Genomic DNA, 3,867 nt, shown 5'->3' on the forward strand with positions numbered 1-3,867 from the left:
GGATGACCTGTACACGACGCTCGTGGCGCGCTGGTCTTGGCAAACTTCTCATGTCTGTTGCGTTCATCACTGACTGATGATGACAGACTCTAAAAGTTCAAATTAATTAAGGCCGGATCAATAGAAGCGACTTACCCAATTCGATCTGACGAAACTAAAGGTGACAACGCTGAATTCGGTGCGCAAAAAATCGAGTACGACGTCATCCACGTCTGTCGCAAGCGCACAGAGGAGCCCAAGCCGGTTAGCTGGGGTCGCATGCGCCGTGAGGTAATGGCTGATGTGCGCCAGCTACAGGCCATGCTCGAAAACCATGCGAAGGAAGGTCTGCCAGCGGCGGACATTCAGGTGATCCGGCGCGGCAAGGCGTTGGAGTACTTCTCTCGGCACTACGGCAAGGTCTACGTTGACGAAGGACGCACGATCTCCGTCAAGGAGGCGTTGATCGGTATCAATCAGCTCATCGACGAGGATGCTGACAAGGGTAAGGAGCCGCCGCCGGTCAACGCCGAGCCGATCACGCGCCAGTTTCTTCGTACCTTCGGCAGTGCCACAGAGATGAAGCGCGACCAGCTGCAGAAGTTCCTGAAGGGTTCCATCACGACGCCCGATGAATTCGAGCAGCGCGGATGGTGTTCTGAGAAGAGCAAGGTTTTCACGCGCGTGAAGCCGCTGGACTTCGCTCGTGAGTGGTCTGGCAAGCACAAGCGTCGGCTGACCTCCGATCTGGATCAGGCACTGGTGCTGGTTGGTGCCTGCTTCGACGGCAGTGGCATCAATGCGGCTGACACGCTGAAGAACGAAAACTTCAAGCCGCACGTGGCCTTGAAGCCCTTGCTGGAGTGGCTGCATCGGCACGGTCCCGATCAGGAAAATCGCAATGCGGCCTCGCGTGCGGTGTCCATCTACAACGCTTGGGCTGCGACGCAGACGGCCATGCCGCAACAGACTTCGCTGTTCGAGGAGTACGAGGTATGAAGCAAACCCTCGATACCGTCTGGCAACGGCGGGGCACTAGTTGGGTGTGGGACGAAGAGGCCCGCAACCAAGTTTGCGAGGCTGGGCAAGTCTGGAGCCTGCGGCAGTTTTTGCAGGCGGTTGGCAATTGGCCTGACGACCTGCCGAGCAATGGCAACAACACGGTGGTGGTGGCTGGGCTGGAGGCCAGTCTTGATCTGCTGACGCCGGAAGATGCGGAAGCCTGGTTGGGCGATGCCATCAAGGACGCCATCCTCTCATTCCAAGCCTATTACGAGGGCGAGGCGGCGCTGATTTTCTGGCTGCCAGCAGGTCAAGGCCGCATTAAGCTCAACCCGGCTACTGATTCCATCGAGTGGCGCTGTGCTGCGCCCCACAGTGAAAGCCTGTTGGCCTTCGGCCGCATCCTTTGGGGCGAGGCCAACGAGTACCCGCAAGAAATCTTGCTGCGCGAAGGGGCCAAGGCTGCGGGTCTTTTCCACCTGCGGATCACATGAGGTCTGCGCGTGGATAAGGAGCTTCAGTTTCAACCCGGCGAGCGGATCAGCCATCACGAGTTTGGCTCTGGCGTCGTTCTCGACCCCGCCCGTGACGGATACCTGCGGGCGTTCTTCAGCATCGGCGAGCGCCGCGTTCCTGTCGCGGCGGTGCGCCGCCAGCTGTCACGCACCGAGCGCATCTTGCGTGCCGTCGATGGCGGCGAGGATCGCGCGCGCAAGGCATGGCTGTCCTACGAGGCGCATGCGCTGCCGGTCATGGAGAGCGCATCGGCGCTGACCTCCGCCAAGATCGACCTGCTGCCGCATCAGGTGGTGTTGACTCACCGGATTGCCACCGCATCTCCCCGGCGCTATCTCATCGCCGACGAGGTGGGCCTAGGCAAGACCATTGAGACCGCGCTGATCTTGCGCGAGCTGGCCAGCCGAGGCGAGCTGAACCGCGCTTTGATGGTTGTGCCTGCCGGTCTGGTGCACAACTGGCACCGCGAATTGAACGAGGTGTTCAACCTTGACTTCGAGGTGTTCGGCTCTGAGGGTGATATCACCGACCGCAAGACCAATGCGTTTGCCAAGCATGACCGCCTGATCGCCAGCATTGACACCCTGAAGCGCCCCACGCGTATCAAGCGGCTGCTCGATGCACCGCGTTGGGACTTGGTGGTGTTCGATGAAGCCCACCATCTGACCGCGTACCGCAACGGCGGCAAGGTACGCAAGACCGAGAACTACAAGCTGGCCGAGGCGCTGAAGGACCATTCGCGTGACCTGATGCTGTTGTCGGCCACACCGCACCAAGGTAATCACTTCCAGTTCTGGATGCTGGCGCAGTTGCTCAACCCGACGCTGTTCGGCAGCCCGGAAGAGATGCTGGAAAACCGGCACCGCCTGAACACGGTGATGTTCCGCCGCACCAAGGCGGACGCATGCCAACCCGATGGCTCACCGCTGTTCGCGCGGCGGTGGGTTCACACCGAATCCTTCCTGATGTGTGCGGAGGAGCGGCTGTTCTACGAAAAGCTGCGCGAGTACCTTGAAGATGGTTTCAACCTGGCGCGGCGCCAGGGCAGTAAAGGGCAGGCGCTCGGATTCCTGATGGCGATCTTCCAGAAGATTGCTGCATCGAGCTTTGCGGCCGTCAAGCGCACGTTGAAGCGACGACTGCTGATGCTGACCTTGCACGAGGCCTTGCTGCGTGACAAAGACCTGGACATTGAAGGCCGGGAGAGGCTGACAGACGAAGCCAGAGAGCTGATCCACGACGAGTTCGGCTTGGCGCGCGATCCGATTGGCCGCAGTGAGGTGGACCGAGTCATCGCTGACCTGAAGTACCGGCTGGTCAAGAAGCTGGACGAGGAGGCGCTTGAGCTGGCGTCGGACCCGTATGGCAGCGAGTATTCGGCAGCGCACGCCGAGGAGGCCGCATCTGCGGTCGTTGAACTGCACTTGCCCGAAGAGCGGTTACGCATAGGAGACCTGCTCAAGATATTCCCGCAGCAGCGCGAGACGAAGGCGCAGAAGCTGTTGGATGGCTTGGGCACCTTGTGGCGGCAAGACCCGAGCGAAAAGATTGTGGTGTTCGCTACCTACCTCGGCACGGTGGACTTGATCGCCCGCGAGATTGACCAGACCTTCCCAGGCCAGGGTGTGGTGGTGCTGCGCGGCGGTGACCATGGTGCCAAGGTGGCGGCAGAACGGCGCTTCCGGCAGAAGGATGGCCCGCGCGTCTTGGTGTGCACGGCGGCTGGGCGAGAAGGTATCAACCTTCAGTTCGCGCGCATCCTGTTCAACTTCGACCTGCCGTGGAACCCAATGGATGTGGAGCAGCGCATTGGTCGTATCCACCGTTACGGGCAGAACCACACCGCGCAGGTCTACAACCTTGTGCTGTCAGACACCATCGAAGGCCGCATCTTCATGCTGCTGGATGAAAAGCTGACCGAGATTGCTCGCACGGTCGGCAAGGTCGATGACCAGGGCAACGTTGCCGAAGACCTGCGCGCGCAGATTCTGGGGCAGCTGTCGGAGCGGTTGAACTATGACCGGCTGTATCAGGAGGCGTTGTCGGACCCCGAATTGAAGCGGACGCAAGTTGAGCTGGAGGCGGCGCTTTCCAACTCACGCGAGGCGCGGCAGGTGGTGTTTGAACTCTTCCAAGACCTCGAAGGATTCAGCCTTGACGACTACAAGCCTTTCTCTGACGTGTCGTCGAGCTTGGATCGCCTGGTGCGGTTCATGTCTGCGGCCGTGGCGGATCGGCAGCAGCGGCTAGCTACCAAAAGGAGGCCCCCCGGCTCTGCCGGGGAGGCAGTAGAAGTTTGACTTTTCAGGAGGTTGTCCACCGTAGAGACTTTCAATCGTGAGCCGCCAAGCAAACGAAAGGAAGAAACAC

General features: G+C 60.3%; 3 protein-coding genes. All 3 read left to right on the top strand.

The annotated features are described in order from the left end of the window. Nucleotides 1-273 precede the first annotated feature (273 nt). The 3 genes from QZ709_RS02830 to QZ709_RS02840 are packed head-to-tail and all read left to right on the top strand — an operon-like array spanning nt 274 to nt 3,797. Complete coding sequence (locus QZ709_RS02830; protein ID WP_294635832.1) at nt 274-978, top strand: hypothetical protein; 705 nt, start codon at nt 274-276, stop codon at nt 976-978. Beyond that, nucleotides 975-1,475: a hypothetical protein gene (locus QZ709_RS02835; RefSeq protein ID WP_287803801.1), complete on the top strand. Its 501-nt coding sequence runs from the start codon at nt 975-977 to the stop codon at nt 1,473-1,475. The genes QZ709_RS02830 and QZ709_RS02835 overlap by 4 nt, the downstream gene beginning before the upstream one ends. A gap of 9 nt (nt 1,476-1,484) precedes the next feature. Further along, nucleotides 1,485-3,797, top strand: a complete 2,313-nt coding sequence (locus QZ709_RS02840; protein ID WP_294635833.1) for a DEAD/DEAH box helicase — start codon at nt 1,485-1,487, stop codon at nt 3,795-3,797. The last annotated feature ends 70 nt before the right edge of the window (nt 3,798-3,867 follow it).

This window comes from uncultured Aquabacterium sp., assembly GCF_913773725.1.
Lineage (GTDB): Bacteria > Pseudomonadota > Gammaproteobacteria > Burkholderiales > Burkholderiaceae_C > Aquabacterium.